This is a genomic window from Aliiruegeria lutimaris (genome assembly GCF_900099935.1).
Lineage (GTDB): Bacteria > Pseudomonadota > Alphaproteobacteria > Rhodobacterales > Rhodobacteraceae > Tropicimonas > Tropicimonas lutimaris.
On record NZ_FNEK01000002.1, the window covers coordinates 14,928 to 41,513 of the forward strand.

24 protein-coding genes are annotated in these 26,586 nt (G+C 63.5%); 6 read left to right on the forward strand and 18 right to left on the reverse strand.

The annotated features are described in order from the left end of the window. Position 1: 1 nt before the first annotated feature. Complete coding sequence (locus BLR85_RS01345; RefSeq protein ID WP_093147953.1) at positions 2 to 250, reverse strand: hypothetical protein; 249 nt, start codon at positions 248 to 250, stop codon at positions 2 to 4. Between the two features lie 272 nt (positions 251 to 522). Here BLR85_RS01345 and mgtE point away from each other — a divergent pair, with 272 nt between their 5' ends. Together mgtE and BLR85_RS01355 are read left to right on the forward strand one after the other, a co-directional pair. Further along, a complete protein-coding gene (gene mgtE / locus BLR85_RS01350; protein ID WP_170844421.1) occupies positions 523 to 1,929 on the forward strand; it encodes a magnesium transporter in 1,407 nt (468 codons plus the stop codon). A 28-nt stretch (positions 1,930 to 1,957) separates the two neighbouring features. Then, positions 1,958 to 2,857, forward strand: a complete 900-nt coding sequence (locus tag BLR85_RS01355; protein WP_093147962.1) for an HD domain-containing protein — start codon at positions 1,958 to 1,960, stop codon at positions 2,855 to 2,857. An 18-nt stretch (positions 2,858 to 2,875) separates the two neighbouring features. On the opposite strand, the gene arsC is transcribed toward BLR85_RS01355, so the two are convergent. The 4 genes from arsC to BLR85_RS01375 form a co-directional block, all read right to left on the reverse strand. Then, the gene (gene arsC / locus BLR85_RS01360; protein WP_093147965.1) at positions 2,876 to 3,307 is read right to left on the reverse strand and encodes an arsenate reductase (glutaredoxin); all 432 of its coding nucleotides are present in this window, start codon (positions 3,305 to 3,307) and stop codon (positions 2,876 to 2,878) included. A gap of 7 nt (positions 3,308 to 3,314) precedes the next feature. Continuing rightward, positions 3,315 to 4,262: a 1-phosphofructokinase family hexose kinase gene (locus tag BLR85_RS01365; protein ID WP_093148513.1), complete on the reverse strand. Its 948-nt coding sequence runs from the start codon at positions 4,260 to 4,262 to the stop codon at positions 3,315 to 3,317. A gap of 359 nt (positions 4,263 to 4,621) precedes the next feature. Further along, complete coding sequence (locus tag BLR85_RS01370; protein WP_093147969.1) at positions 4,622 to 5,542, reverse strand: MBL fold metallo-hydrolase; 921 nt, start codon at positions 5,540 to 5,542, stop codon at positions 4,622 to 4,624. Between the two features lie 112 nt (positions 5,543 to 5,654). After that, positions 5,655 to 6,080 (reverse strand): metallopeptidase family protein, encoded by a 426-nt coding sequence (locus tag BLR85_RS01375; RefSeq protein ID WP_093147973.1) that lies wholly within the window; start codon positions 6,078 to 6,080, stop codon positions 5,655 to 5,657. Between the two features lie 62 nt (positions 6,081 to 6,142). On the opposite strand from BLR85_RS01375, the gene gltX reads away from it, so the two are divergent. Next, on the forward strand, positions 6,143 to 7,462 hold the full coding sequence (gltX, locus tag BLR85_RS01380) for a glutamate--tRNA ligase (protein ID WP_093147978.1): 1,320 nt from the start codon (positions 6,143 to 6,145) through the stop codon (positions 7,460 to 7,462). A 96-nt stretch (positions 7,463 to 7,558) separates the two neighbouring features. Here gltX and BLR85_RS01385 read toward each other — a convergent pair whose 3' ends face one another. The 10 genes from BLR85_RS01385 to BLR85_RS01430 all read right to left on the reverse strand — a co-directional run bounded on the left by BLR85_RS01385 (position 7,559) and on the right by BLR85_RS01430 (position 19,046). After that, positions 7,559 to 8,557 (reverse strand): aldose epimerase family protein, encoded by a 999-nt coding sequence (locus tag BLR85_RS01385; protein ID WP_093147982.1) that lies wholly within the window; start codon positions 8,555 to 8,557, stop codon positions 7,559 to 7,561. Continuing rightward, positions 8,554 to 10,455, reverse strand: a complete 1,902-nt coding sequence (locus BLR85_RS01390) for a beta-galactosidase (protein WP_093147987.1) — start codon at positions 10,453 to 10,455, stop codon at positions 8,554 to 8,556. Before BLR85_RS01390 ends, BLR85_RS01385 begins: the two co-directional genes overlap by 4 nt. Next, positions 10,452 to 11,312 (reverse strand): SMP-30/gluconolactonase/LRE family protein, encoded by an 861-nt coding sequence (locus BLR85_RS01395; protein WP_093147991.1) that lies wholly within the window; start codon positions 11,310 to 11,312, stop codon positions 10,452 to 10,454. The genes BLR85_RS01390 and BLR85_RS01395 overlap by 4 nt, the downstream gene beginning before the upstream one ends. Beyond that, entirely contained in the window at positions 11,309 to 11,914 is a 606-nt protein-coding gene (locus BLR85_RS01400; protein WP_093147995.1) for a 2-dehydro-3-deoxy-6-phosphogalactonate aldolase, read from the reverse strand. The genes BLR85_RS01395 and BLR85_RS01400 overlap by 4 nt, the downstream gene beginning before the upstream one ends. Next, complete coding sequence (locus BLR85_RS01405; RefSeq protein WP_093147998.1) at positions 11,911 to 12,819, reverse strand: 2-dehydro-3-deoxygalactonokinase; 909 nt, start codon at positions 12,817 to 12,819, stop codon at positions 11,911 to 11,913. The genes BLR85_RS01400 and BLR85_RS01405 overlap by 4 nt, the downstream gene beginning before the upstream one ends. Further along, positions 12,816 to 13,586 carry an SDR family NAD(P)-dependent oxidoreductase gene (locus BLR85_RS01410; RefSeq protein WP_093148002.1) on the reverse strand — a complete coding sequence of 257 codons (771 nt, stop codon included), beginning with the start codon at positions 13,584 to 13,586 and terminating at the stop codon, positions 12,816 to 12,818. The genes BLR85_RS01405 and BLR85_RS01410 overlap by 4 nt, the downstream gene beginning before the upstream one ends. Positions 13,587 to 13,831: 245 nt before the next feature. Continuing rightward, the gene (locus tag BLR85_RS01415) at positions 13,832 to 15,916 is read right to left on the reverse strand and encodes an alpha-galactosidase (RefSeq protein WP_093148005.1); all 2,085 of its coding nucleotides are present in this window, start codon (positions 15,914 to 15,916) and stop codon (positions 13,832 to 13,834) included. Further along, positions 15,913 to 16,758: a carbohydrate ABC transporter permease gene (locus BLR85_RS01420; RefSeq protein WP_093148008.1), complete on the reverse strand. Its 846-nt coding sequence runs from the start codon at positions 16,756 to 16,758 to the stop codon at positions 15,913 to 15,915. The genes BLR85_RS01415 and BLR85_RS01420 overlap by 4 nt, the downstream gene beginning before the upstream one ends. A 3-nt stretch (positions 16,759 to 16,761) precedes the next feature. Further along, positions 16,762 to 17,679 carry a carbohydrate ABC transporter permease gene (locus BLR85_RS01425; protein WP_068308971.1) on the reverse strand — a complete coding sequence of 306 codons (918 nt, stop codon included), beginning with the start codon at positions 17,677 to 17,679 and terminating at the stop codon, positions 16,762 to 16,764. A gap of 110 nt (positions 17,680 to 17,789) precedes the next feature. Further along, positions 17,790 to 19,046 carry an ABC transporter substrate-binding protein gene (locus BLR85_RS01430; RefSeq protein WP_244520572.1) on the reverse strand — a complete coding sequence of 419 codons (1,257 nt, stop codon included), beginning with the start codon at positions 19,044 to 19,046 and terminating at the stop codon, positions 17,790 to 17,792. A gap of 130 nt (positions 19,047 to 19,176) precedes the next feature. Between BLR85_RS01430 and BLR85_RS01435 the strand changes: the two genes are divergently transcribed. Then, entirely contained in the window at positions 19,177 to 19,980 is an 804-nt protein-coding gene (locus BLR85_RS01435; protein WP_093148011.1) for an IclR family transcriptional regulator, read from the forward strand. Beyond that, positions 19,977 to 21,035 carry an ABC transporter ATP-binding protein gene (locus BLR85_RS01440; protein ID WP_093148014.1) on the forward strand — a complete coding sequence of 353 codons (1,059 nt, stop codon included), beginning with the start codon at positions 19,977 to 19,979 and terminating at the stop codon, positions 21,033 to 21,035. Before BLR85_RS01435 ends, BLR85_RS01440 begins: the two co-directional genes overlap by 4 nt. A 482-nt stretch (positions 21,036 to 21,517) precedes the next feature. Here BLR85_RS01440 and BLR85_RS01445 read toward each other — a convergent pair whose 3' ends face one another. The 3 genes from BLR85_RS01445 to BLR85_RS01455 are packed head-to-tail and all read right to left on the reverse strand — an operon-like array spanning position 21,518 to position 24,628. Then, positions 21,518 to 22,927, reverse strand: a complete 1,410-nt coding sequence (locus tag BLR85_RS01445) for a TRAP transporter large permease (protein ID WP_093148017.1) — start codon at positions 22,925 to 22,927, stop codon at positions 21,518 to 21,520. Then, positions 22,927 to 23,568, reverse strand: coding sequence for a TRAP transporter small permease subunit (locus tag BLR85_RS01450; RefSeq protein WP_093148021.1), 642 nt, complete (start codon positions 23,566 to 23,568; stop codon positions 22,927 to 22,929). Before BLR85_RS01450 ends, BLR85_RS01445 begins: the two co-directional genes overlap by 1 nt. A gap of 55 nt (positions 23,569 to 23,623) precedes the next feature. After that, positions 23,624 to 24,628: a C4-dicarboxylate TRAP transporter substrate-binding protein gene (locus BLR85_RS01455; protein ID WP_093148025.1), complete on the reverse strand. Its 1,005-nt coding sequence runs from the start codon at positions 24,626 to 24,628 to the stop codon at positions 23,624 to 23,626. Between the two features lie 429 nt (positions 24,629 to 25,057). Between BLR85_RS01455 and BLR85_RS01460 the strand changes: the two genes are divergently transcribed. Continuing rightward, positions 25,058 to 26,572: a malonate--CoA ligase gene (locus BLR85_RS01460; protein WP_093148028.1), complete on the forward strand. Its 1,515-nt coding sequence runs from the start codon at positions 25,058 to 25,060 to the stop codon at positions 26,570 to 26,572. The last annotated feature ends 14 nt before the right edge of the window (positions 26,573 to 26,586 follow it).

Sequence of the window (26,586 nt, forward strand, 5' to 3'; positions counted from 1 at the left end):
ATCAGAAGCTGACGATCACTGCCCCGGTGACGACGAGCGCCCCGCCGAGCATTTCCCGCGGGGTCAAAGCGTCACCGACCAGAAAGGCGAACAGGAGAATCAGCAAGGTCTCGGTCGCGATGATCGCGATATAGGCCAGACCAAGGCCGACATGCCGGATCACCACGATCTCGGCAGCCACGGTCGCGGCAAGGACCACCGCGATGGCGATGAGAATTGTCACGGAGATGGTATCGGCGGCCTGTTTCATCAGGAACGTTGCAAACGCCTAGCCGGTGGCGGCGCCAATGGCCATGAGAGTCTTGTTGGATACGATTTCTGTCAAGAACATGTGGTAAATCCAAATTGAACAATGGTACCGAGAGTACCATGACCCTACGGCAACCCCAAAGCCCTTACTTGTCCGAAGGGGAGTGATCGGTCATCACGGGTCTCGTGATCCAGAGACAGGTGATGCGCATGCCTTGGTGTCGGTGGTCCCGGGAACACATTGTACGACACGCATTCTCTGACGAGGTTTTCATGGCTGAAAAGGATCTTGCCCATGGATTGGGCATGTCCGGAACCAAACAGGCCGGAGTCTCCACGAACAAGATCGTCAGGCGGGTTGAGAAACTCATCCGGTCCGGTGAGCGGCGCAAGGTGCTGGCAATCATAGGCGAATGGGCGCCGTCGGATGTGCTCTCGCTCTTTGTCGGCCTGCGGACAAAAGATGCGCGCAGGTTGCTGGAATGGATGCCCGACGAGGTCGGGATCGGGGTGCTTGCCGAGTTGGACCCGCGCCTGCACGCGGTTTTGGCCGAGGAGGAAACGCGCTCCACCTTTCGCAAGCTGATCGAGAAGCTCGACCCGGACGCGGCCTTTCCGCTGCTGGACGAACTCCCACATGAGTATGCGCTCGAAATAATCGCCGGCCATGCCCACGAGGAGGCGCTGCGCAAGGCGCTTGAAGTGGACGAAGACCATGCCGCCGCCCATATGAGGCGCGGGGTGATGACGGCCGGTATCGACAGCACAGTCGGCGAGGTGATCGCCACGATCCGCGCCAATGCCGATGACATCGAGCGCCTGGAGCGGATCTACGTGATCGACGAGGGGCGTCATGTCCTGGGCGAATTGCGCCGGCGGGACCTGTTGATGAGCCCGGACGAGACGCCGGTGGCCGAGATCATGCGCGCTGATCCGGTGGTTGTCGCCGCCGATACCGACCAGGAGGACGTGCTGCGCCTGGCCAAGAAACGGCGCATCCATTCGATTGCCGTTGTCGATGCCGACCGGCGGCTGCTGGGCAGTATCACTCCGCGCGAGCTGCGCCAGATCGCGGTCGAGGAGGCCGAGGAAGACATGCTGCTCATGGGCGGCCTGCACCCGGATGCGACCGAGTTCGATGGCCCGCTGAAGATCGTGGCCCGCCGGCTGCCATGGATTCTCGGCGGTCTGATCGGGGCTTCCGTCGCGGCCTCCGTCATCGGTTCCTACGAAGAGGCGCTGACCGAGGCCGCGATCCTTGCGAGCTTCATCCCCGTGGTCATGGCGACGGCGGGCAATGTCGGCATCCAGGCCTCGACCATGTCGATCCAGGCTCTCGGGCATGGGGTAACCTGGCGGGGCGACTTCCTGCCGCGGCTCGGGCGCGAACTGCTGGCATCGGTGATGAATGGCGCCATCGTCGGGCTGGTGGTGGCCATGCTGGTGCTGCTGGCCTCTGCCTTCGTCGATTTTGCCAACCCCGCGCAACTCGCGCTGACCTGCCTGATCTCCATAACGCTGGTGACGATGGTCGCCGGTAGCTTCGGCGCCCTGATCCCCTTTGCCCTGCGCGCGTTCAAACTGGACCCGGCGGTGGCGACCGGCATTTTCATCACCACGTCGAATGACGTCTTCGGCGTTCTCATTTTCTTTACCATCGCCTCGGTCTTCTATTTATGAACTGCCCCATGCCTGACTCACGGTCCCCATGTCCCAAGATATCCTGACCCTCAGCCGCGCCTTGTCCTTCGCTGCGGAAACCCACCGCAACCAACGGCGCAAGGGTGCCGCGCAGGAGCCCTATATCAACCACCTGATCGAGGTGATGGAGCTTGTCGCGCGCGCAACCGGCGGAGAGGATACCGAGCTTCTGGTGGCCGCGCTCCTGCACGACGTGATCGAGGACGCGAAGCTCCCGGCGGAAGAGATCGAGGCCGAATTCGGCACCCGCGTGGCGCGCATGGTGGTCGAGAACACAGATGACATGCGCCTTCCCAAGCCGAAGCGCAGGGCGGAACGGATCGCGGGGATGCCGCACAAACTGGCGGATTCCCGAACGATCAAGATGGCCGATGTCATCTCGAACCTGCGATCCGTCGTGATCTCGGCCCCGGCGGGGTGGGATGTCGAGCGCAAGCTCGGATATCTCAATGCCTGCAGACGGCTCGTCGATGCGGGACGTGGAGCCAATGCGGAGCTGGAGGCCTTGTTCGACGAAACCGCCGCCGAGGCGGAGGCGGCCCTGCGCGGCGATGTTCCGATGAATGTCGAGGGGCGGGCTGAAGCGCTGCGCCATCTCGAGGTGGAGATCGGCCAGAAGGTTCACCTCGTCTACCTGCCCAACACGCAGATGCGCTGGCTGACCGGCGCCGATATCCAGAAATTTGCGCAGGAGGCGGATATCTTCTTCCCCTCCGCCGCGATCCACGAGGCGCATGCGACGTTTGACGGCAAGCTGCGCAAGATCCTGCTGGCCCGGATCCGGACCGGTGACAGCGACGCGGTCGTTGCCTTCGGCCAGCGCTTGTGCCGTGCCTTCGAGCAGGAATTCGTGGGGATCGAAGTGGGAGGGCGCTACATCCGCGTCTACGTGGACGACACGGACTGAGCGCCTTCCCGAAACGCTTCAGACGCCCGGAACGGGCAGTCCCTGTGCGTCGATCAGCAAGGTTCCGTTCGAACGCGCGAACGGCCCCTCGGGCCAGTTTTCCAGCAGGTCCAGCACCTTGCCGACCGGGCGGCAGAGAGCAACGCCTTTGTCTGTCCGAACGATGGGACGTTCCACGAGGACCGGATGCTCGATCATGGCGTCGAGGATCTGCGCGTCCGTCACGCCCTGTTCGAGCAGGCCAAGCTCCTGTGCCGGGCCGCGTTGGCGCCGAAGAACCTCATGCGGGGTCATGCCTGCATCCGCAAGGAGCTGCACCAGTTCCTCCCGGTCCCATCCGGCTTTCATGTATTGAACGACTTTCGGCTCATAGCCGGCAGCCTCGATGACCCGCAGCACGTCGCGCGACTTGCTGCAGGCCGGGTTGTGATAGATCGTAACGTCGCCCATCGGGGTATCAGAGTTCGATCAGCTTGGATTGCGGCAGCAGGCGTTCCACGTCGTCGCCGCGGCAAAGCTCGGTTGCAGGCGTGGCCACAGCCGCTGCGGCAGCGGCCGCGCCCCAGCGGGCCGCTTCCTGAAGGGTTTCACCGCGCGCGAGGCAGAGCGTGAAGCCACCCACGAAGCTATCGCCGGCGCCAACTTTGGAGATGACCTCGACCTTGGGAGCGGTGGCAAGCCAGGAGCCGTCCTTGGTGGTCAGCACCGAGCCCTCGGAGCCGCGGGCGAAGATGATGTTCTCGGCAACGCCCCGATCGATCAACTCGCGGGAGAAGGCGGCAGTGTCGGCCGGCGTTTCCAGCTTGCGGCCCGCAAGGCCTTCGGCCTCCTCGTCATCGGAGCGCAGCAGGAAGGGTGGCGAGCGGTGATCCTGGACGATCTGGCGCAGCGCGGGGCCGGAAGTATCGACGATCAGCTTCGCACCGGCTTCCATGATCGCGGCCGACAGGTGCTCTTCGAAATCGAGCGGCACGCCCGGCGGCTGGCTGCCCGACAGGATCACAAGGCCACCCTTGGGGGCATGTGCCGCGGTTGTCCGGATCGCTTTCTGGACGTGTTCTTCCTTCCAGGGCGGCCCTGGAAGCATGAAGCGGTATTGCTGACCGGTATTCTTGCAGTTCACCACCACGCTGGCGCGGGTTTCGCCCGGCGACGGAATCGGCATGACCGGAATGCCCTGCTCCATCAGCAATTCGAGCAGACGGTTGCCGTTATGGCCGGCAATCGCCACGACCGCCGTCGCGTCTCCGCCCATGTGGCGGATGGCCCGGGCCACGTTGATGCCCCCGCCGCCCGGATCCACAGTGGGTTCAGTGCAGCGGAGCTTCACGTCCGGAACGACCTTGTCGGCCTCGGTATTCATGTCGAGTGCCGGATTCAGGGTAATGGTGAGAATTTCGTGCACGGGGTGTAACCTCGTTTCCTCGATGTTTGCGCGCACAGTGCTCATTCACAGCGCTTTTGCAACCGAGTATGGCGCGGGATTTTAGCGCAGTCTGCATTGCTGATATTCCGAATATGCAACAAATGCATGATGCGGCGAAAACCCAGGCAATCCCCGATCAATATCACAAAAATCAGGTTACTTTTTATAGTCTCCGTGTGACGTTTCCGTGTGCCGCAGCGGGTATTTCCATTTCTGCGGTGCAGTGAACGCTCGCCGGACGGCAAAGCACGGATTCCTTGCGAATCCGGCCTGGTTCCGAACGAGCGAACGGGGGCCGGTCTCCCGGCCCCCGTCGCGCGCCCGCGGCGCCTGCACGGTTACAGAAGCTGGTAGCTCACCGGGACGTAGCGGAAGCCGTCCTCACGGGTTTCGACGAATCCGGCGGCGGGGAAGGGCATATGGTAGCCGATCATCGGAAGCTTGTCGGCTGCAAGCATGCCCAGCACCTTGCGTCGGGTCGCGGCGGCGGCCGTCTTGTCCATGTCGAATTTCACTTCCCAGTCGGGATAGGCCAGCGACCAAACGTAGTGATTGGCGAGGTCCGCCGCGATCAGGAGTTGCTTGCCCTCGCTTTCCAGCATGTAGTTCATGTGGCCGGGCGTGTGCCCGAAGGCGGCCATGGCGGTGATGCCCGGAGCAATGCTGTCGCCCTCGCCGATGAATGACATCTTTTCGGCCAGCGGCTTCACCTTGGTATCGAAACCTTCATTGCCGGCAGCGGCCCAATGGTCGAATTCCGCCTGCCCGGTCACGTAGCTGGCATTGGCGAAGGTCGGCGCGCCGTCATTCATCAGGCCGCCGATGTGGTCCCCGTGCATGTGGGTGAGAACGACCTTGGTGATGTCGTCGGGGCTCATGCCTGCCTCGGCCAGGGCTGCCGTGATGCCGCCGGCGTTCAGGCCGGTATCGAAGAGCACCACCTCATCCCCGCTGCGCAGAACGGTCGGGGTAAAGAAGAACTGGGCACTGTCGGTGGTGATGTAATTGGACTCGCTGACGGAAGCGAATTCCTCGGCGCTGACATTCAGGCCGAAAATCGACTGCGGTTCGGGCCGTGGCGCCGTTCCGGCCAGCAGGGTGGCACCCTCGAGCGCACCGACGCGAAAGCCGCGCGCCTTGCCCATCGGCAGCATCGCGGGCTTCTCGTCGGCGGCTTTGGCGGAAAAGGCGGTGGCGGCGGCGACGGGCGCGATGGCCGTGCTCAGAAGCGCCTGGCGGCGGGACATGGAAAGAGACATGGCGTACCTCAAATGTTTGAACTGGCCCAAATCGTAGTTCCGAAGGTCAACACGGCAAGAAGAAAATTGATAAATAAAATAAACGTGAAAAAAAATCGTTTTTAACGCACGACTACTCCCACCATCGGTCTATGCGTGCAATGTCAGCGTCGGACCAGCCAAAGTGATGCGCGAATTCATGCGTGACCACGTTCGCTACCAGGTCGCCAAGCGCGAAATCTCCCCGTGCCACCCATTCATCTAGGATGGCACGGCGGAACAACCAGACAATATCGGGCCCTTGCGGCGGGTCGATGACCGAACGTTCCGTCATCGGGGTGCCGTCATAAAGCCCGGTCAGCTCCAACGGGTCCTCGAGCCCGAGATCCGCGAGCATCTCGTCGCTTGCCAGTTCCTCGACACGCAGCAGAACCTGCCGCGCCGGATCGGCGAAAGGCGGCGGGAAGGCTGCGCGCACCTCCTCGGCGAGCTGGGCGAGATCGTCCAGGTTTGGTGCCGTGAGACCGTTCCAATTCGATGTACTGTCCGGTAAATCCATGGCTCCGGTATGGACAAGAACGCCGCCCTGTGGAAGAGGGCGCGGGATAGGAGAGCCGCATCATGACCGTCACCCGTTTCGCCCCGTCGCCCACCGGATACCTGCATGTGGGCAACCTGCGCACTGCGCTGTTCAACTGGTTGATCGCGCGACAGGCCGGCGGCACCTTCATCCTGCGCCTGGACGATACCGATCCGGAGCGCTCCAAGACCGAATATGCCGATGGCATCAAGGAAGACCTCGAATGGCTGGGTCTGACCTGGGACCGGGTGGAAACGCAGTCCTCCCGGCTGGACCACTACGAGGCTGCCGCCGATGCGCTGCGCGAGAAGGGGCGGTTCTACGAGTGTTTCGAGACGCCGGTGGAGCTCGACCTAAAGCGCAAGAAGCAGCTCAACATGGGAAAGCCGCCGGTCTATGACCGCGCCGGGCTGAAGCTTTCCGAAGAGGAAAAGGCAGCCCTGCGCGCGGAGCGCTCGGGTCACTGGCGTTTCCTGCTGGATCAGCAACGGATCGAATGGGTGGACGGGATCCTTGGAGAGATTTCCATCGACGCGGCCTCCGTGTCGGATCCGGTTCTGATCCGCGGCGACGGGCAGGTGCTCTACACGCTGGCCTCCGTGGTGGACGATACCGAGATGGGCATCTCCCATGTCGTGCGCGGTTCCGACCACGTGACCAACACAGCCACCCAGATCCAGATCATCGAGGCCCTCGGCGGCAAGGTGCCGAGCTTTGCCCACCACTCGCTGCTGACCGGCCCGCAGGGCGAGGCGCTGTCCAAGCGTCTGGGCACGCTGGCGCTGCGGGATCTGCGCGAGAAGGGCGTGGAGCCGATGGCGCTGCTGTCACTGATGGCGCGGCTCGGTTCGTCGGATCCGGTGGAAGTGCGCAGCTCGCACCAGGAGCTGATCGACGGGTTTGATCTCAATCGTTTCGGGGCAGCCCCAACCAAGTTCGATGCGGAAGACCTCTATCCGCTGACCGCGCGTTTCCTGCATGGCTTGCCCTTCGACGCGGTCTCCGCGCAGATTGCCGAGCTAGGTGTTCCGGACGCGCTGGCCGAAAGCTTCTGGAAGGTTGTGCGCGAGAATATCACTACTCGCGGCGATATGGCTGGCTGGTGGGATGTGCTCAAGAACGGCGCCGAGCCGCTGGTCGACCCGGAAGATGCCGAATTCGTAGCGCAGGCCATCGGAATGCTGCCGGAACTGCCGTTTGACGAGAGCACCTGGTCGAGCTGGACCGCTTCGGTCAAGGAAGCGACGGGGCGCAAGGGCAAGGGGCTGTTCATGCCGCTGCGCAAGGCGCTTACTGGCCGGCAGCGCGGGCCGGAAATGGCGGACTTCCTTCCATTGATGCAGACGCTTCCGCGTCTCTGACGGCGGGAGCGTCAGGCACGCCCGCCGCCGAACGGAGTTCGCGCGGCGGTGGCGCCGCCAATGGCGGCGCGCAGCTGCGCTGCGGACTGTTGTCGCTCAGCCTTGCGAGAAGGTGAAACGGGTGGTTTGCTCCCACGCCTCTCCCGGTTCCATGCGGATGGCGGGGAAGGTCGGGTGTGTCGGAGCGTCGGGCCAGAACTGGGCCTCGATGGCGACCCCGGCGCGCGGGCGATAAACCTTACCGTCATGGCCCGGCACGCCTTCGGCAGGCAGATGGCGGGTGTCATAGATTTGCAAACCGGGTTCGGTGGTCTCGATGCCGAGGCGGACGCCATCCGGTCCGGTCAGGCTACCGACCTGCCGAAGCGGGACACGTTGCTCTGACAGGCAGAAATTGTTGTCGATCACGTCGTCGGAGGTGAGGGCGCGCGCGATCCGGAAATCCATCTCCGTTCCCGCGACGTCGCGGATTTCGCCGGTCGCGATGTCGGTATCGTCGCAAGGCAGGTAGGTGTCAGCGTCGATCTGTAACTGGTGGCCGTGGAAATCGTCTTTATCGCCAAGGTTCCAATAGCTGTGATTGGCCAGGTTCATCAGCGTCGGCGCATCGGTTTCGGCGCGCAGCTTGAGGGTCAGGCCGGCGCCTTCGAGCACGAACTCGGCCTCGAAGCGGCGATTGCCGGGAAAGCCGCCTTCGCCATCCTCGGCAGTGGCGGAGAGCAGCACGCGCGTTTGCGTCGCCTCCTCCACCTGCCACAGCTTGTGATGCAGCCCCGCCGCGCCACCATGCAGCACATGGCCGCCAAGCCCGTTGGCGTCGAATTGCAGCTCCCGGCCGTCGAAGACGGTCCGCGCCTTGTAGATCCGGTTCGCCACCGGACCGACGATGGCGCCGAAATAGTGCAAATCGCCGCCGTCCTCGTAGTCGGTCACGGTGTTGCTGCCCAGGGTCAGGGGGCGGTCGCACCCGGCCATGCGCAGATCCTGCAAGGTCGCACCGAGGGTGATGATGCTGGCCCGGATCGCGTCGTTCTCCAGCGTGATGCGCTCGACAGGGCGACCGTCTTTCAGGCTGCCAAAGGGGTCCCGCGTCATTTTGTTTCCTTCCAGGCGATGCCGGCGGCAGGGATTTCGAGTCCGTCGAAAGACACGGCTTCGGGGGCGTAGTTGATGTAGAAGCGATAGACTTCCGTGTCGCGCAGGCGAAGGCCTTCGGGCATGTCTCGGGTCTCGATCCCAAGCTCGCCGCAAGCGCGGAAAAGGATGCGGGCGAGCGCCTGCGCGTCCGGCCATCCGGCGAGGTAATGCAAGCCCCCGGAACGCATCAGGACGGGTTGCCCGGAGGCCGTTTCCTCGACCACGTCTGCCGTCCCTTCGAGCCGTTCGAGCCAGCGGATGATCGCGCCGCCCTGGGCAAGCGGCTCGGGAGCGCTCGGCGGCAGGCTCTCGGTGAGGGCGATGGTGGCGTCCAACCCCGGTAGGGCGGGGGGCAGGGGGAGTGGAATGTTGAATTCCGGTCCGCGGGTGCCGCTTCGCGGGCCGATCAGCGTGATGCCTTTCCGCGCGGCCAGCCGCAACTTGAGCGCGTCAGGCAACTCGAAGAGGCCGGGAACAAGCAGCAGGGGATGGTCGCTCGTATCGGAATCGACCGGCAGGATGTCGATACTCAGGCCCAGCTTGCGCAAGCCGCGATAGGTTTCGAGGATCAGTTCGAAATAGTCGAAATCCGCGCCTTGCGGCTGGGTTTCCCAGGCCCAGCCAGAGGGATAGTCGAAGAGGATGGCGACCGGCGCCTTGGCCAGGCGGATCTCGGGCAGGGCTTCGATCTCAGCGGCGACCTGCGCGGCCTCGCCAAGGGCAGGGGCGGGGGCACTGTCGGGGCGGAGCATGCCGGCATGCATCTGTTCCTGCGCAAACGGCGCCTGCCGCCAGCGGAAATAGCAGACCGCCTCGGCACCATGCGCGATGGCCTCCCAAGCCCAGAGCCGCGCCATTCCGGGAAGCGGCGCGGGGTTGTAAGGGGCCCAGTTCACCGGGCCGGGTTGCTGTTCCATCACCCACCAGCGCCCTTTGCCCACGGCGCGGTAGAGATCATGGTGCAGCGCCTGCATGTCCGGATCGCCCTGCCGGAGGTAGCGGCGCTTGTGTTCGGGGCTGTCGTCCAGCCGGTCCGAGAGGAAGCCGATCGGGTAGCTGTCCCAGCTGGCGATATCGAGATCGTCGCCGACGTCGAAATGGTCGAATTCCAGCACCCGGCCCATGTAGTTGTGGATCAAGGGCGCGTTGGTCAGCGGGCGCAGGGCGCCTACCTGCGCGGCGTTATAGGCAACCAACGCGTCCGAACTGTAGCGGCGCCAGGCCATGACATGGGAGGGGTTGGGCTCGGTCACAGTGAGGTTCGGCGGGTCGATCTCGGAGAAATCGGCATATTCCATTGACCAGAACACGTTCCCCCAGGCGCGATTCAGCGCTTCGGGCGACTGGTAGCGCTGCGCCAGCCAGTCGCGGAAGCCCTCCACGGCGGCGCGGGAATAGCTAAGGGTCGTCTCGTGGCAGGCATATTCATTGTCGATCTGCCAGGCCTGCACATGGGGGTTCTTGCCGTAGCGTTCGCCGAGGATGCGCGCGATGCGGGCGCTCTCCTCGCGATAGCCCATGTGGGAGAAGCAGTAATGCCGGCGCGAGCCGAACTTGCGCGGGTTGCCCTGCGCATCGACGGCCAGCATGTCGGGGTGCTTGTCCAGCATCCAGCGCGGCGGGGTGGCGGTGGGGGTACCCAGCACCACTTTGAGCCCGGCTGCGCCCAGCGTTTCAATGGCGCGGTCCAGCCAGTCGAAAGTGAACTTTCCGGGTTCGGCCTCGATCCGCGACCAGGCGAATTCGCCGATGCGGACCCAAGAAAGGCCGGTCTCCCGCATCCGCGCGGCATCCTCGGCCCATTGTGTCTCGGGCCAGTGTTCGGGGTAGTAGCAGACACCCAGTTCCGGCTTCATAGGATTACCTTGTGTTCTTTCTGCCCGCGGGCTTGGGTTTGGGCGGTAAAGGTCATGCCGCTTTCGGGCCGGGCAGCGAGTTCTTCCGCTGTCAGGTCCTCGGCGGCCGAGGTGACGAAAAGCTGCGAAAGGTCCGGGCCGCCGAAGGCCGGACAGGTGGTCTTGCTCGCCCCGAATGTGATTTCCCGCAGGAACTCTCCCTTCGGATTGTAGACGCCCACGCGACCGGCGCACCAATGCGCGTTCCAGAAATTGCCATCGGCATCGAGCACGGCGCCATCCGGGCCCCAGTCATCCTTGCGCATGTCGATAAAGATCTCCGACGGGCCTTTGGGCCAGCCATGCTCCTGCTCCAGCGCGACCTTTCGGATCACGTGCTCGCGGGTGTCGCAATAGAGCGCAAACTGCCCGTTCGGGTCGAAGCACATCGCGTTGGGGATAGAGATCTCCGGGAAAAGCACGCGCAGCTCGCCACGGTAATAGCGATAGATCGCCCCTGCGCCCTGTTCGGCATTGTAGCCCATCGTGCCGATCCAGAAGCCGCCGAACGGGTCTGCGCGCCCGTCATTGGAGCGTGTCACCGGGTTGTCGACCTCCAGCGGAAGAACGTGGTTGCGCTCGCCGGTTTCGATATTGAAGGTGAACAACTCGCTGGCCGAGGCGATGAGGAAGGTATCCTCATCGACCCAGCCGGCGGCAGAGACGCATTGATCGAACTGCCAGAACTGCGTGACGCCGTCCTTTCGCGTTATCAGCCTGTGCTCGAGGATGTCGAACCAGAACAACTGTTGGCGCAGCGGGTGCCAGAGGGGGCCTTCGCCGAGCTGGCACATCGTGGAGTCGAAGACCTGGCTCATTCGAAGGCCTCGTCATAGGCTGCCACGATCATTTCGGCGCGCTCGCGGATTGTGGCGATATCCATGCCCGGCTTGTAGAGCGCCGAGCCGATGCCGAATCCGTTCGCGCCCGCGGCGATCCATTCGCCGAAATTTTCCGGGCCCGCGCCGCCCACGGCATAGATTTCGCAATCGGCGGGCAAAACGGCGCGCATGGCCTTCAGCCCACCAGCACCGGCCATGTTGCCGGGAAAGAGCTTCAGCCCGTCGGCGCCCGCGTCCAGCGCGGCAAAGGCCTCGGTGGGCGTGAAGATGCCGGGCCAGCTCTGCATGTCCAGCGCCTTGGTGGCGCGGATCACCTCCGGCACACAATTGGGCGAAACCACGAGCTTGCCGCCCGCGCCGGAGACCTTGGAGACCTGTTTCAGGTTCAGCACGGTTCCCGCGCCCACTAGCGCCCGGTCGCCCACCGCCGATGCCATCTCGCGGATGGAGGTGTAGGGATCAGGAGAATTGAGCGGCACTTCGATCCGGTCGATGCCGGTCTCGATCAGGACTTCGGCGGCGGCGATAGCGTCGGCGGGCGTGATGCCGCGCAGGATGGCGATGATGTTTCTGCTCATTTTTTGTCTTTCGTATCGAGGGCGCGGGCGGCGGCGAGGCCCTTGAGGACCATTGCCTCGCCGGCGGCGAGGGTCGGGGTGGCACCGAGGCTGTCGAGGGCCGATGCATAAAGGCGGGAGACGCCGCCCGCACCCACGATGGCGACGGCCTGGCCGAGCCAGTAGGGGCGGGTTGCGGCCAGTTCGGCGCCGATCAGCAGGCCGGAGAGGCGTGCCTTGGCCCGGCCTGCGGGCTGCTCGGACAACAGGCCCTCGGCGCGCAGGGAAAAGAGCCGGGCGGCCAGTTTCTCGGGGCGCGAAACCGCGTCGTCCACGGCCTCGGCAAAGGCCGCATCGTCCCAGTCATCGGTTTGCACCGAGTGGCGCAACACGGTGTGGCCCGAGATCGCTGCGAACAGGTCCCCGGTCATGCAGGTCTGGAAGCTGACCACCTCGCCCGCGCTGACATGGACCCATTTCGTATGCGTTCCGGGCAGGCAGATTACCCCGTCGAATTTCGGGTTGAGCGCCTGGAAACCGGCGATCTGGGTTTCCTCGCCTCGCATGACATCGGCCGGGGCCGCCTGGCTCAAGCCGCCGATGATCCGGAAGCGCAGACGCGGGTCCGAGACCGGGGCCTCGGTCATCTGCGAGTCCAGCGGGTGGCAGGGCACGGCGCGGTAGCTCGCCTCGACCCAGCCCTGCCGGGCTCCCACCATGCCACAGGCAATCACTTCGACCCGGTCGGCGCCGTCAATATGCGCGCCGACGAGATCGAGAAAGTTCGGCTCGAATTCGGACGGTGCCAGCCCGCCCATGCCACGGTCGGACTTTTCTTCCCAGAGCACCGTGCCGCTCGCGTCGAGCCCCCAGGCCCGCAGGGACGACGTGCCCCAATCCACCGCTATCCAGTCAAGTTCGCTCATCCGGTTGTCACTGTGCCTCCGTCAAGGACAAGCGCCTGCGCGGTCATCGCGGCGGAGGCATCGGAGGCGAGAAACAGCGCGCCCCCCACCATGTCCGCCGGCTCCAATGTCCGTTTCAGGCACTGTCGTTCCAAGTGTTTGGCCATGCCCTCGGGCGTCAGCCATTTGTCGAGCTGGCGCGGCGTGACCACCATGCCAGGCATGATTGCGTTGACCCGGATGCCGTCCGGGCCGAATTCGCGTGCCAATGTCCGGGTCAGCCCGGTGATCGCGGCATTGGCCGTGATGTAGGGCGCGTAACCCGCATCCGCCATCATGTAGCTGATCGAGGACATGTTGACGATCGCGCCCTTGCCCTCGGCCTGCATGGCCGGGATCACGTGCTGGGAGGCAAAGAAATAGGGCTTGAGATTGATCGCCATGGAGGCGTCCCAGAACGCCTCGTCGATCTCCAGCGTTTCGAAACGCTGGTCGTTGGCGGCATTGTTGAGCAGGACGCCGATCGGTCCATGCGCGCTGGCCGCCGTGTCGAGCGCTCCGCAGAGCGCGTCGAGATCGGTGATGTCGCACTGGATGAAGAGCGGGCGGTTACCGGTTTTCTCCTCCATCTCGTCGCAGAAATCCGTGGCGTCGCTGCGCTGGACAAAGGCGACCTGACTGCCTTGCTCGAGAAAACCCTCGGTCAGGGCCGCGCCAATGCCTGAACCGCCCCCGGTGATGAAGACGGAGGCGCCGGCAAGGTCAGGAAAAACAGGATGGCCGCTCATGGCAGATTCCTTTGCGCTCGAACATGTTCGGAATGTCGGCAGCATGCAGCGCTACCATGTCGGAAATGTCGAGGCGGCGAGTGGAAGCAGGGGGAGGGTTCAGGGCAGAGATGCAGGGGATCCCGCCCGCGCCCGTGAGGGAGTATGGGCGTGAGGGCGGGACCCACCTGCGGGTTTCGCGGCCGCACCGGGCGAGAGTCCGGTATCGGCTCCGGGAGACGGGGGGGAGCCGGGTCGCGATGGCATCAGAGCTTTTCCCCTTCGACGATCCACATACGCTCCGGGAAGGACCAGGGCAGCGCCACGCCTTGCGACATAAGGTACTGGCCTGATGCCTCTATCGGACCGTCCTTGAGCGCCATTGAGCCGCGCGAGAGAGCGTGCAGATCCTCGCGGTTGAGAATGTCCACACGGTAGCGCGCATCCGGGTCGAGCCCGGTCAGGCGCAACGGGCGCGGGGCGATCTGCGCGGATGTGTCGGCCTTGCCGGCAAACACCACGAAACGCTCGCCATCTTCGGCCAGTTGCTGCTCGGCGATCACTGCCGGGTCGGAACTGTCGAGACGCAGGATGTCGGCGCGTGTCATCCATGCCCGGTTGCGCTTCCACCAGGCCGTGACCTGTTGCAGCACCGCGACCTCGTCTTCGGACAGCTCGCGGGGATCCATCTCGAAGCCCATGTGCCGCTGGGCGGCGACCCAGGCGCGGAAGCGGATATCGAGCACGCGGCCCGAGGTGTGGCAGTCGCGCGGGCCGACATGCGAGCCTGTGACCGCCATCGGCAGGAAGAGCGCGGCGTTATGCTGGATGCGGAGCCGCTCCAGCGCGTCGTTGCTGTCCGAGAGCCAGACGCGATGCGTGCGGCTCAGGATGCCGAAATCGATCCGCCCGCCGCCGGAGGAGCAGCTTTCGATCTCCACGGTCGGGAAATCCCGGCGCAGCCGGTCGAGCAACTCGTAGGTGCCGCGCGGCTGCGCTGCATCAGGCATCGGCAGGACGCGGTTATGGTCCCACTTGATGTAGTCGATCTCGTTCTTTCCGAGCAGGTCCGCGAAGCAGCCATAGAGATAGTCGCGCACCTCCGGGTTCGACATGTCGAGGCACATCTGCTGGCGGCCGAGAACCTGATCCTCCGGCCCGAGCGCCCAGTCGGGATGGGCGCGATAGGTCTCCGATTCCGGGTTGATCATCTCCGGCTCCAGCCAGATGCCGAAAGCCATGCCCTCCGAATGGACATGCTCGATCAGCGGGGCCAGCCCGTCGGGATATTTGCGCGGGTCGATCTGCCAGTCCCCCAGCGAGCTGGTGTCGTCGTCGCGGGTGCCGAACCAGCCATCGTCCAGCACGAAACGCTCGGCCCCGAGTGCTGCGGCGCGGGTGGCGATCTCCTTGAGCACCGGCAGCTTGTGATCGAAATAGACAGCTTCCCAGCAATTGTAATGCACGGGGCGTGGGCGGTCCGGGTCCGGCCACGTGACGATCCGGTCGCGCAGGTGGCGCTGGAAAGCGACAGCGCAGCCGTTCAGCCCGCTATCGGAATACGTGGCGTAGAGCGTGGCGGTCTCGAAACGGGTTCCGAGTTCCAACTCGGTGCCGCTCGCATTGCCGAACTGAACCTGCCGCCGCCCGTCCGGCAGCTCCTCGGCCACCATCCGGTGCCCACCGGACCAGCCGTAGTGGAAGGCATAGGCCGCGCCCTGGGTGTTGGTCGCACCACGACAGGGCAGGATAAGGCCGGGAAACGCCTCGTGACCGGTGCGCCCGGTGCGGTTGTCGCGAAGCCGTGCCCCGGTCGTCCAGAGCGTGCGCGTGATCTGGAACTCGCCGCACCAGCGGCCGGTGAAATCCCACATCTCGTCGCAATGCTGCGGGGCGGGCAGGACCGGCGCCGAGAACCAGTGCAGCCGCACGGGGCGGTTGGCTTCGAGAACGGCGCGGGCCTGCAGGATATGTATTTCCGGGTCGATGGCGACATGAACGGTGTAGACCAGACCCAGTTCCGCGTCGGAAAAGGTCAACGAGACGTGGTTCTTGCCCGTCACCTCGCTTTCATAGGCGAAGCGGGGATGGAGCGATGCGCCATGCCCGTCGGCAAGCACGAGCCCCGGCTGGCCGGGGAAGCTGCGTGCGCTTTCGGGGCAGATCGACAGCTCCGGATTGGCATCGAGCATGCCGCCGGTCACATCGATTGCATGGGCATCGTGGAGCTTGCCCAGATCTTCGTCGTCCGGCAGCCCCGGTCCCCAGTAGATCACCTCCGGCAGGCGATCGTTCCGGGAGGCCAGAGCAATCGTCTGGCGGGACGTGTCGAGCCGCCAGACGCGGCTCATTTCACGGCTCCGAGCGTCAGGCCGGCGATGAAGTGCTTCTGCATTAGGAAGAACATGGCAACCGGGGGCAGGGCGGCGATGATGGCGCCGGCCGAGACGAGCTGCCACTGGGCGATCCACTGGCCATTGAGCGAGTAGAGACCGGCGGTCACGGGCTGGGTTTCCTTGGAGGTGGTCAGCACCGTGGCCCAGAAATAATCGTTCCAGATGAAGGTGAAGATCAGCACCGCGAGCGCGGCGATGGCCGGTTTCATCAGCGGCAGCACCACGTACCAGAAGATCTGGAATTCGCTTACGCCTTCGACGCGCGCCGCTTCGATCAACTCGCGCGGAAGTGCGCGGATGAAGTTGCGCATGAACAGCGTGCAGAAGCCCGTCTGGAAGGCGACGTGGAAGAGCACGAGGCCGGTCGTTGTGTTGTAGAGGCCGAGATTCACGGTCATGTCGCGGACCGGGACCATCAGGATCTGGAACGGCACGAAATTCCCTGCGACGAACATGAAGAAAACCCAGATATTGCCCCTGAAACGGTAAATGCCGAGCGCAAAGCCGGTCAGGCAGCTCAGGACCAGCGTGCCGATCACGGTCGGGATCGTCACCTTGAAGGAGTTCCAGATATACTGGCCGATGGGCGAGTTGGTGAACACATCGGCATAGTTCGACAGTGCAAGCTCGCTCGGCAGGCCGAAATAGTTGCCGGCGGCGAGGTCGGAGGCCGGTTTGACGCTCGTCACCGCCACGCCGATCAGCGGCAGCAGCCACAGGATGAGCGCAAGCGGCAGCATCACCTGGTATGAGATCTGGATCGCGCGGGATTGATGTTCGATTGGACGGGGGAACATGGATCAGAACCCTTTCCGTTCGTCGCCGACCATCTTCCAGATGAAGCCGGTGATGAAGACCATCATGATGAGGAACAGGATGACCGCAACGGAGGCGCCGTAGCCCATGCGGTAGCCGTATTCGGAGAGTGCCTGCTCGTACATGTAGAAACTGAGCACGCGGGTGGAGCCGTAGGGGCCGCCATCGGTCATGATCGACACCAGGTCGAAGGAGCGAAGCGCGCCGATCACCGTTACGACCATCGCAAGGAAGGTGGCGGGCCTGAGTTGCGGCAGAATGATGTACCAGAGCATCTTGAAACCCTTGGCGGCGTCGAGCCGGGCGGCTTCGATCTGCTCGGGGTCAACGGCGTTGAGGCCGGTGAGATAGAGGATCATGCAATAGGCGATCTGCGGCCAGAGGCCGGCAAAGATGATGCCGTAGGTGGCGAAGCGCTCATCGGCGAGGATGGCGATCTCGGAGCCGGTGATCTTCTCGATGATCATGTAGAACAGCCCGAAGCCCGGCGCATAGAACCAGGCGAAGATCAGGCCGACCACGACCTGGCTGATCACGAAAGGGAAGAAGAAGAGCGACTTGTAGGCGCGAATGCCCCGGACCTTCTGGTTGAGGAAGATCGCGATGCCGAGACCGGCGGGAATCGCCAGCAGGTAGAGCACCAGCCAGATGACGTTGTTCTTGAGCGAGGTGTAAAACGCTTCGTCGTCGAAAAGCTCGGCGTAGTTTGCCATTCCGATGAACTCTTTTTCGCCCAGCCCGTCCCAGTCATAGGTCGACAGCCAGAAGCTCTCGAAGATCGGGACGATGACATAGAAGAGAAAGAAGATCACACCCGGGATCAGGAAGATGTAGGGAGTCAGCTTCTGCTGGTTCTCTCGCCACCAGGACCGGGAGTGGGTTTCTGTGCTGGCAGAGCTCATGCGCGCAACCCTTCCGCAAAGTGTTGGGAGTGGGACCCGTCATCAGCCCGCGGGCGTGTCGGATCGGCAAGGGGTGGTGGGGCCGGTCGAACCGGCCCCACGAAGGAAGATCACTTGTAGATCCGGCCGCGGGCCTTTTCGAGCCGCTCGAGGATCTGATCCACGCGCTCGGGCTTGACCATGAACTCCTGGAAGCCTTCCATGCCCATCTTGGCCATCTCGGCCGGTGCGTCGCGGTCGAAGAATTGCGCGATGCCGCCCGGGGTGGTGGACAGAAGCTCGAAACCGGCGACGATGAACGGGTCGTCCTCGTTGACGGAAGCGTCCTTGTTGATCGGCAGCTGGCCCATGGCCGCGTTGATCTTGGTCTGGGCGTCAGCGCCGGCCAGGTAGGCCAGGAACTTCTTGGCGTCTTCCACGTTCGAGGCGCCCGACGGGATGTGGACCGTATCAGTCGGCGCCTCTTCGGCGCGCGGCACGTCCGGGTTGATCGTCGGGAAGGGCAGGAAGCCGAGGGTCTCGTCGGTCATGCCACCTTCCTTGAAGACGGCGACGGCGAAGTTGCCCATGACGTAGTTGGCGGCCTTGCCCTGAACGAGGAGCGCGGCAGCATCCTGCCAGTCAAGCGCGGCGTGGTTCTGGGTGATGTAGCCCGGCTCCACCAGCTTGGCCCATTCGGCAAAGGTGGCTTTCACCTCGTCGGAGGTCCAGGCGACTTCGCCATTGGCCAGCGCCATGTGGAACTCGTAGCCATTGGTGCGCATGTTCAGATAGTCGAAGATGCCGGCGCCCGGCCACAGCGCCTTGGTCCCGGTGGTGACGCAGTCGACTCCGGCTTCCTTGAAGGCGGCGCAGTTCTCGATGAACTGGTCCCAGGTTTCCGGAACCTCGACGCCAGCGGCGGCATAGGCCTCTTTGTTATAGTAGATGCCCCACTGGTAGTAGGTATAGGGCACGCCCCACTGCTTGCCGTCGATGGTCATCGAGGGCAGGGCGGAGGCGAGCGCGTCCTTCAGGCCGTGCTCTTCCCAGACGTCGGAAACGTCCATGAATTGGCCCGAATTGACGAAAGGCGCCATTCGGTTGCCGGCGTACCAGTTGGCCAGGTCCGGGGCATCGGCCGACAGGAAGTTGCGGATCGAGGTCTTGTAGCCTTCGTGGTCGAAGTTCTGGAATTCGACCTTGATGTCCGGGTTGGCGGCTTCGAAATCGGCGATGATCTCCTGCATGGCGGCGAGCGGCGCCGGATCGAAATCGCCGTAATATTTCACGGTTCCGGCCACGGAAGCAGAAGCGGCGATCAGGGCGATTGCCGAGATCGACACGGAGAGCATGGAACGCATGGTTTCCTCCCGTTTGCGTTTCATTCGGATGTTCCAAATAGTGAAACATCGTTTTGAATATTGAAACTCTAACTGCGAATCGCCTATGGTTGTCAACAGTCGAGCGGGCGAGTTCCCCAAAACGGTGCGTCGCGTCGACCGGGAGGGAAGATTTATGTCGTCAGCCGGTGATGGCACAGTAGGCAAGGCTTTGGACGTGCTGGACCTGGTCGCGGCGCAGGAAAAGCCGATACGATTTGCCGAGCTTCAGCGCATGTCCGTGCTGCCAAAGGCGACGCTATACAGATTAGCGCAAACATTAGTAAATCAGGGCATGCTGGTTCATAATCCAGAAGGCGGAACCTACTCCCTGGGCGTTCGTCTGGTCCGCCTGGCGCATGCAGCCTGGAGGCAGGCGTCGCTTGCGCCCATCGCCCGCCGGCATCTGGATTCGCTGTCGGTGGACACGGGTCTGACGGTACATCTGGCGCAGATGGATTACGGGCATGTTCTCTACGTGGACAAGCGCAACGCGTTGGAGTCGGCTGCGATGTTCTCCGACGCCGGCAAGATCGCGCCGGCCTATTGCACCGGAGTGGGCAAGGCGATGCTGGCTTTCCTCGACGCGGACGAACTCGACCAGATCCTTGGGATGCAGAGCTTTCACCGTTTCACGCCGACGACGCTGGCCTCGGAGGCCGTGCTGCGCCAGTCGTTGGAGCGGACACGGACGCGTGGCTTTGCCACCGACCGCGAGGAACATGAAGCCGGGGTGATCTGCGTGGCCATGCCGATCCTGTCCGATGAGGGACGGGTTCTGGGCGCGGCGAGCCTGAGCGGGTCCACCTTGCGCACCGACCTGAAATCGCTGGAGGCGCATATTCCGCGTCTCAGGCAATGTGTTGAGGCGATTGCCGAGGAGGCAACGCATTGGGCATTCCCCGTGGAGGGGAACGAAACCGGAGGGAGACTGGGATGACAGGCGTCGTTCTGAACAATGTTGTTAAGCGTTTCGGCGACGTGCAGGTGATCCATGGGGTCGACCTGGAAATCGAGGATGGCGAGTTCTGCGTCTTTGTCGGTCCGTCTGGTTGCGGCAAGTCCACCCTGCTGCGCATGGTGGCCGGCCTGGAGGAGACCACCGAGGGCAAGGTCCATATCGGCGAGCGGGACGTGACACATATGGATCCGTCCGAGCGCGGCGTGGCGATGGTGTTCCAGACCTACGCGCTCTATCCGCACATGACCGTGGCGCAGAACATGGGCTTCGGGCTGAAGATGACCGGGCACCCGAAGGAGGTGATCGCGGAGAAGGTCGGAGAAGCCTCCAGGATCCTGAAGCTGGATCCCTATCTCGACCGGACGCCCAAAGCGCTCTCGGGCGGGCAGCGTCAGCGTGTTGCCATCGGCCGCGCCATTGTCCGAGGCCCGGACGTGTTCCTGTTCGACGAGCCACTCTCCAACCTCGACGCCGAACTGCGGGTGGAGATGCGGGTGGAGATCGCGCGCCTGCACAAGGAAATCGGCGCAACGATGATCTATGTCACCCATGACCAGACCGAGGCCATGACGCTGGCCAACAAGATCGTGGTTCTGCGCGACGGCCGTATCGAGCAGGTCGGCAAGCCGATGAATCTCTATCGCGACCCGGACAACAAGTTCGTGGCGGGCTTTATCGGCTCGCCCTCGATGAACTTCATCGACGGGGTGATTTCCGGTGGCAAGGTCAGCGTACCTGGCCTGGCGCAGGAGTTGGAACTGCCGGTCAACATGCCCGAAGACGGCCGCAAGGTGAGCGTGGGCCTGCGCCCGGAGCATCTCGAGATGGACGCCAACGGCAACAGCCACAGGGTCGAGCTGACCGAGGCACTGGGCGGCGTCTCCTTCGCCTATCTGGAGGCGCCGACCGGGGAGCGGATCATCGTCGAGGAACGCGGCGATTTCCGTACCGAGGCCGGCGCCATGGTTGGCCTGACCTTCCCGATCGAAAAGACGTATCTGTTTGACGCGCAGACGGAGCTTCGTCTCCGCTAAGGCCATGGTTCCCAGTGGGATCGTCCCCCGTTCCGATCGCGCATCGGGGCGGGGTTCCCGTATTGCCGAGACCGAAAACGGGAATTGTCGGGCGGAGTGGTCTCAGCGCGGAGATCGTCGAATACTGCCGCGTTGCGGCGGTAGCGTTCGCAGAATTGACGATTCAGTTCACAAGTTTATCCACAGGCTGGGTGCGGCGGCAGGCGTATCGAACCGTCTTCGGCACTATTTTGGCGTTGCGTTCAGGTCGTTGCTCAGGGCCCGTTTTGTTTACCTTTTATTAATAAATCAGCGCATTAAGCGTCGATCCGTCGTTTCGGGCATCTATCCCGCCTGACGGTGTGCGCGGTTTGTGTGACGCAGGGTCAACATGCGCGTTGTAAGGCCTCGAATGGATCGAAAGTTATCCACAGTTCGACTTCGCGTCTGCGGAATCGCGGAGATTCTCCCGCCCGCGGGACAATTTCACGGGCGGGAGGGGGCTACAGTCCGAGCAGCAATCCGGGCAGGTAGAGCACGATGCCCGGCCACATGACGAGCCCTGCAATGGTCAGCGCATCGGCGACGAAGAAAGGCGACGTGCCGCGGAACACGTCCTGCACCGACAGGTCGGGGCGCACACCGGCCACGACGAAGCAGTTGAGCCCGATCGGTGGCGTGATCAGGCAGAGTTCGGCCATCTTCACCACGATGATCCCGAACCAGATCTCGCAGCCGGTGGCGGACATACCGAAGGCGCTGTCGGCGGCAGTGACATATTCTCCCCCGTTGAGCGCGATCACCGCCGGGTAGACGATGGGAAGCGTCAGCAGAAGCATGCCGATCGCGTCCATGAACATGCCCAGCACGGCATAGGCCAGCAGGATCAGCAGCAGGGTCATCATCGGCGGCTGGTGCAGGGACGTGATCCACTCCGAGAAAGCGCCCGGCAAGTCGGCAAAGCCGAGGAAGCGGACATAGATCAGAACGCCCCATATGATGGTGAAGATCATTACCGAGAGCTTCGCCGTCTCCAGAAGTGCGTCCTTCAACTGCGACCACCGCATGCCGCGCCAGACCGCGATGCAGAAGACGACGAAGGCGCCGAGCGCGCCCCCTTCGGTCGGCGTACCCCAGGCGTCACCGCCGAAGGGGTTGTAGACGAAGAAGAGGATGATTATCACCACGGCGACAATCGGGGCGGCGGCCGGAAGGGCAGCGAACCGCTCGCGCCAGGTGAAGCCTGTTACCGGTGGGCCGAGGTTTTTCCAGACCAACGCCATGCTGATCACCAGCGCACCATAGATCAGCGCGGAGAAGGCGCCGGGGATGAAGCCGGCAAGCAGCAACGCGCCAACATCCTGTTCGACGATGATCGCATAGATCACGAGGATCGCCGAGGGCGGGATCAACGAGGCCAGCGTGCCTGCCGCGGCCACGACGCCCGCGGCGAAACGCTTGTCATAGCCCACGGCCAGCATCTCCGGAATGGCGATACGGGCAAAGACGGCGGAGGTGGCCACAGACGCGCCCGACACGGCGGCGAAACCGGCGGTGGCAAAGACCGTCGCCACGCCTAACCCGCCCGGCAGCCATCCCACCCAGCGTTTTGCGGCGGTGAAGAGCGCCTTGGTCAGGCCCGCGTAATAGGCGAGATAGCCGATGAGGATGAAAGTCGGGATCAGGCTGAGCGCCTGGCTTGCCACCTTGGAATGCGGCACCTGTCCGGCGGTCTTGGCCCCGACCGTCAGCGCCCACATGAATTGCGACGGGTCATAGCCCTTCTTGGCCCAGAAGATCCAAACGAGTCCCGTCACCCCGGCAATCGCCGCGGCAAAGGCCACGCGGGTGCCGATCACCACGAGAAACAGCAACAGGCCGGTAACGATCAGGCCGATATCGATGGGTTCCATCAGCTGTTCTCCTCATCGAAACCGGAAACATGTTCGGCCTCATGCGCTGCCTGCGTGGCGGCATCCTCGATCAGCGGCACGGCTACGGGGCGGTCATCATTGCGGAGGAAGGCACGGCAATACCCCCAGAACTGCAGCAGCAGCCGAACGCACAAAACCGAGAGCGCCAGTGGCACCATCAGCTTCGCCGGCCAGATCGGCAGGCCGATATCGATGGAGCTGTCGCGGCTCCAAAGCGGGGAGGCAAAGTCGAAGCTGCGCTGGAAATGCGCCCAGCTGCCCCAGATCAGCAAGAGCGTCACTGCCAGCATGAAAAGGGTCGCGATTGCCTCTGAGAGCCAGAGCGCCCGGCCGCCAAGCTGCCCGACGAGAATATCCATCCGGATATGTCCACCCAGCCGCATGACATAGGCCACGCCCAGCATGGTGATCACCGGCATGAATTGCTCGATCCAGTCGACATAGCCGGGAAGCGGCGAGTTGAACCCGTTTCGCCCGGCGACATTGATAACCGCGAGGATCATCAGTGCGAAAATCGCCAGCCCGCTGATCAGTGCGAGCAATGTCTCTAGTCGAAAAAGCGCCCGGTCGGCGCGCGAAAGGAAGGAATCGTCGCTAAGGACGGAGGAGGCCCCGGCCATGTGCTCTCTTTCTACAAAAGGAAAAGGGCGCCCGCTCAGGGGCGCCCCAAAAGGGTCACTCGGCCAGCGTCGATTTCACGAGATCGAGCAATTCCTGCGCCGGAAGACCGCGCTTGTTCATGTCTTCTACCCAGGCTTCGGCGGCCGGGCCGGCAACGGCCTCGCGGAAGGCGGCAAGCGTGTCCTCGTCGAAGGTCACCTGCTCGATGCCTTTTTCTTCCAGCAGCGGGCCCCATTTTGCCATGGTGTTGTTGTTGTAGAAGTCCACGTAATAGGCCAGCGCCTCGTTGACAGAACCCAGCAGAGCTTCGCGTTCGGCGTCGCTGAGCGCGTTCAGCGCGTCCGTGTTTACCACCACCGGGCAGTTCACGGCGCCGGGGTTCAGGTTGGTCGTCCACCATGTGGCGTTTTCAACCGTGCCGAAGGACATGTGTGCATGCGGGGCAAAGGCCGCCGCCTTGATCACACCCGAATCCATCGCCTGGCGCACCTCGGAGGCCGACATCGATGTCGGCACCGCGCCAACGGTTTCCAATGCGCTGCCGATTCCGCCGGTGGCCCGCACGCTGAGGCCCTTGAAATCATCCAGCGAATGGGGCGCGTCGCCCACACCGATCACGTTGTATTGCGGCAGCGGCGAGGGCATCAGCAGCGTCGCGTTCCAGCGGCCGAGATCCTTCACCGTCGCGGGGTGCTGGTAAACCGCCATGGAGACGGCAATCTCCTTCTCCAGGGAATCGACCCCGAGGAAAGGCAGTTCCAGAACCGTGATCGATGGGTTCTTGTCCGGGTGATACCCCGCACAGAACTGCGCCATCTCGAAAGCGCCGATCTCGATCCCGTCGAGATTCTCGCGGTTCTTCGACAGGCCGCCATAGGAAATGTTGAAGGTAAACTCCCCGCCGGTCTTTTCCGAAACAAGCTCGGCCAGCTTCTCGACATTCTCGGTGAACGCGCGCCGTTTGCCCCAAAGCGAGACATTCCATTCGGTTGCAAGGGCTTCGCCAGCAAAGGTTATGCCGAGCGCGGCCACGAGGCCCGCCTTCATGGTCTGATGCATTATCTTCTCCCTGTTTCGTCTATTATGCCCGCCGCTTCTGTCGAGCGGTCGGACCCGTGGAACCCTGCGCGGAGGAGATTTCCATTGCAGGATGCCGCGCGCGCAAATTTTGAGCACGGGGAAAACTGCCCTTGCGTCAAGGGGGCGGGATGCATGCGCCTCCTGGAAAGGGGAAAAAACGCCCGAAGGGTTTCGAACCAGTACCGCGCGCCGTCATCTTTTCCGCAGCGATAGGCATGTTTTCCTCTTTCCGAAAATATCCTGGGGGGAGCGCTCGTGAGAGCGCTGGGGGCTAGCCCCCTCCTGACCCATCCTGTCTCGCCCAACGTTTCGACAGCCCGCCCACGTCAAAGCGACGCGTCCGGCTCCCTTGCCCTAGGGGGCGCCCCGGATGTAGGGGAGGGGCGGAAGAAAGCCGGAGATCCGCTCATGCCCAACCCGCTCTATGACGCTCTCTTTGCCCCGCATGTCGACAAGGAAACCCCTTTCCTTGTCATGGACACGGCGGATGACCTGACGCATGCGGCGTTCCTGCGGGAGGCGGCGCGTTTTGCGCATGCATTGGGCGAAATGGGCCTGCGCCCAGGCGACCGTCTCGCGGTGCAGGTTGACAAATCTCCCGAAGCGCTCGCCGTCTATGCAGCCTGCGTCATGGCTGGCATCGTCTTCCTGCCGCTCAATACCGGCTACACCCATCTCGAGGTCGATTATTTCATCGAGAATTCCGGCGCCCGGGCGGTGCTGGGGCGGGCCGACTCGCTGGACGAACTGCACAGGGATTGCGACCGCATGGGCGTGCGCTTCGAGACGCTCGAAGCGGACGGTTCCGGCAGCTTCACCGAACTGGCGACCTTCCTGCCGACGCATTTCGACCCGGTGGACCGCGCCGAGGACGATATCGCCGCGCTGCTCTACACGTCCGGCACCACTGGCCTGTCCAAGGGGGCGATGTTGACCCATCGCAACCTTCTGTCGAATACCCAGGTGCTCAGGGATACTTGGCAGTTCACCGAAAAGGACGTGCTGATCCACGCGCTACCGATCTTCCACACCCACGGGCTCTTCGTGGCAACGAATATCAGCCTGCTGGCCGGCGGCTCGATGATCTTCCTGCCGCGTTTCAATATCGAACAGGTGCTCGAAGCCTTGCCGCAGGCCACGAGCATGATGGGCGTGCCGACCTTCTACACCCGCCTGCTGGATCACCCGGAATTCACGCGGGAAACCTGCGCCAACATGCGCCTGTTCATCTCGGGCTCCGCGCCGTTGCTGTCCGAAACCCACCGGGCCTTTCAGAAGCGGACCGGTCACCGCATCCTCGAACGCTACGGTATGACCGAGACGAACATGAACACCTCGAACCCGATCGACGGCGAGCGGCGCGCGGGCACCGTCGGCTTGCCGCTGCCCGGAGTCGAGCTGAAGATCACCGATCCCGACAGCGGCAAGAGCCTGCCACACGGCGAAGTCGGCATGATCGAGGTGCGTGGCGACAACGTCTTCAAGGGCTACTGGAACATGCCCGACAAGACGGCCGAAGAGTTGCGCCCCGACGGCTTCTTCATCACCGGCGATCTCGGCGTGCAGGGCGAGGATGGCTATGTCACCATTGTCGGGCGCGGCAAGGACCTGATCATTTCCGGCGGTTTCAACATCTATCCCAGGGATGTCGAACTGGTGTTGGACGAACAGCCCGGCGTGCTCGAAAGCGCGGTCATCGGCGCGCCCCATCCGGATTTTGGCGAGAGCGTCGTTGCGGTGCTGGTGCCGGAACCGGGCGCGGTGCTGGATGTCGCCGGGATCGAGGCCGGGATCGGCGGGCGGCTGGCCCGTTTCAAGCAGCCGCGCCATTACGTGATCCTGGACGAGTTGCCGCGCAACTCGATGGGCAAGGTGCAGAAGAAGCTCCTGCGCAAGACCTACAAGCACGTCTTCAAGCGCTAGTCGCGCTGCAAGAC

Bases quoted from the DNA above. Each gene is read 5' to 3' on its own strand.
- BLR85_RS01345 (WP_093147953.1), bottom strand. From the start codon at position 250: ATGAAACAGGCCGCCGATACCATCTCCGTGACAATTCTCATCGCCATC.
- mgtE (WP_170844421.1), top strand. From the start codon at position 523: ATGGCTGAAAAGGATCTTGCCCATGGATTGGGCATGTCCGGAACCAAA.
- BLR85_RS01355 (WP_093147962.1), top strand. From the start codon at position 1,958: ATGTCCCAAGATATCCTGACCCTCAGCCGCGCCTTGTCCTTCGCTGCG.
- arsC (WP_093147965.1), bottom strand. From the start codon at position 3,307: ATGGGCGACGTTACGATCTATCACAACCCGGCCTGCAGCAAGTCGCGC.
- BLR85_RS01370 (WP_093147969.1), bottom strand. From the start codon at position 5,542: ATGTCTCTTTCCATGTCCCGCCGCCAGGCGCTTCTGAGCACGGCCATC.
- BLR85_RS01375 (WP_093147973.1), bottom strand. From the start codon at position 6,080: ATGGATTTACCGGACAGTACATCGAATTGGAACGGTCTCACGGCACCA.
- gltX (WP_093147978.1), top strand. From the start codon at position 6,143: ATGACCGTCACCCGTTTCGCCCCGTCGCCCACCGGATACCTGCATGTG.
- BLR85_RS01385 (WP_093147982.1), bottom strand. From the start codon at position 8,557: ATGACGCGGGACCCCTTTGGCAGCCTGAAAGACGGTCGCCCTGTCGAG.
- BLR85_RS01390 (WP_093147987.1), bottom strand. From the start codon at position 10,455: ATGAAGCCGGAACTGGGTGTCTGCTACTACCCCGAACACTGGCCCGAG.
- BLR85_RS01395 (WP_093147991.1), bottom strand. From the start codon at position 11,312: ATGAGCCAGGTCTTCGACTCCACGATGTGCCAGCTCGGCGAAGGCCCC.
- BLR85_RS01400 (WP_093147995.1), bottom strand. From the start codon at position 11,914: ATGAGCAGAAACATCATCGCCATCCTGCGCGGCATCACGCCCGCCGAC.
- BLR85_RS01405 (WP_093147998.1), bottom strand. From the start codon at position 12,819: ATGAGCGAACTTGACTGGATAGCGGTGGATTGGGGCACGTCGTCCCTG.
- BLR85_RS01410 (WP_093148002.1), bottom strand. From the start codon at position 13,586: ATGAGCGGCCATCCTGTTTTTCCTGACCTTGCCGGCGCCTCCGTCTTC.
- BLR85_RS01415 (WP_093148005.1), bottom strand. From the start codon at position 15,916: ATGAGCCGCGTCTGGCGGCTCGACACGTCCCGCCAGACGATTGCTCTG.
- BLR85_RS01420 (WP_093148008.1), bottom strand. From the start codon at position 16,758: ATGTTCCCCCGTCCAATCGAACATCAATCCCGCGCGATCCAGATCTCA.
- BLR85_RS01425 (WP_068308971.1), bottom strand. From the start codon at position 17,679: ATGAGCTCTGCCAGCACAGAAACCCACTCCCGGTCCTGGTGGCGAGAG.
- BLR85_RS01430 (WP_244520572.1), bottom strand. From the start codon at position 19,046: ATGAAACGCAAACGGGAGGAAACCATGCGTTCCATGCTCTCCGTGTCG.
- BLR85_RS01435 (WP_093148011.1), top strand. From the start codon at position 19,177: ATGTCGTCAGCCGGTGATGGCACAGTAGGCAAGGCTTTGGACGTGCTG.
- BLR85_RS01440 (WP_093148014.1), top strand. From the start codon at position 19,977: ATGACAGGCGTCGTTCTGAACAATGTTGTTAAGCGTTTCGGCGACGTG.
- BLR85_RS01445 (WP_093148017.1), bottom strand. From the start codon at position 22,927: ATGGAACCCATCGATATCGGCCTGATCGTTACCGGCCTGTTGCTGTTT.
- BLR85_RS01450 (WP_093148021.1), bottom strand. From the start codon at position 23,568: ATGGCCGGGGCCTCCTCCGTCCTTAGCGACGATTCCTTCCTTTCGCGC.
- BLR85_RS01455 (WP_093148025.1), bottom strand. From the start codon at position 24,628: ATGCATCAGACCATGAAGGCGGGCCTCGTGGCCGCGCTCGGCATAACC.
- BLR85_RS01460 (WP_093148028.1), top strand. From the start codon at position 25,058: ATGCCCAACCCGCTCTATGACGCTCTCTTTGCCCCGCATGTCGACAAG.